Genomic DNA, 883 nt, shown 5'->3' with positions numbered 1-883 from the left:
ATTGCATAATGGAGCAGGCGCCATTACTTAGCAATATTTCGCCAGCGCGCCTGTACGAAGAGTGTATTAAACTGTTTCAAAATAAATACTCGTTTCAAGTATATGAGCAATTAGAGTATTATGGGTTATTAAAGCATTTATTTAAGCAAACCCACAAGGATGCTTTCATTAAAAAAGCATGCATCAATACCTCTCAGCGTATTAAACAGAATAAGCCGGTCACACCCGCTTTTTTATTTGCTGTATTTTTATGGCAGGCACAAAATAATCGCTTTACTCATATTAAGAAGAAGCAACGCTCTTTTAATTTGGCAATGATGCAGGCTTGTGATGAGACGATTATCCAACAAATTAAACAAGTATCATTGCCAAAATATTTGACGGCTAGAATTAGAGACATTTGGATGATGCAGTCGAAATTGGAAAAGATGCACCCAAAAAAAGTACAATTTTTATTAGGGCACCCACGATTTAGAATGGGTTATGACTTTTTGGTATTGCGTAGTAAGAGCATCAATCCAGAACTCAAAGAAGCTGCCGATTTTTGGACAAAAGTGCAAGAAAAGCCTTTGGACATGAATAATCATCCTGCATAATGATGCAAAGTCCCTTATGAAATCTGTTCTAATCACAGGTTGCTCCTGTGGCATTGGTTTGTGCGTGGCACAAGGCTTAAAAAAAGCAGGTTACCAGGTGTTTGCTAGCGCCAGACAAGAAAAAGATGTAGAGATGCTTAAAGCCCAAGGTTTTGAAGCACTACACTTAGATTTGTCCTCATCTGTGTCCATTAATAGGGCAATTAATGCCGTTTTTAAGAAGACAAATACATTGTATGGTTTAATTCATAATGGTGCTTACGGGCAAGTAGGGGCGTTGGAAGATG

At 38.1% G+C, this 883-nt stretch carries 1 protein-coding gene and 1 pseudogene; both read left to right on the top strand.

Annotated features, from left to right (window positions below; genetic code table 11):
• Positions 1 to 596 (top strand): annotated as a pseudogene (locus BBROOKSOX_RS11855) (polynucleotide adenylyltransferase PcnB); the annotation flags it as partial.
• Positions 597 to 612: 16 nt separating this feature from the next.
• Positions 613 to 883: SDR family NAD(P)-dependent oxidoreductase (locus BBROOKSOX_RS11850; protein WP_139662098.1), on the top strand; the 271-nt coding region annotated here is incomplete at its 3' end.

This window comes from bacterium endosymbiont of Bathymodiolus sp. 5 South (assembly GCF_900128535.1).
Classification (GTDB): domain Bacteria; phylum Pseudomonadota; class Gammaproteobacteria; order PS1; family Pseudothioglobaceae; genus Thiodubiliella.
The sequence above is the reverse complement of the archived record's forward strand: the minus strand, read 5'-3'. Positions and strand labels throughout refer to the sequence as shown.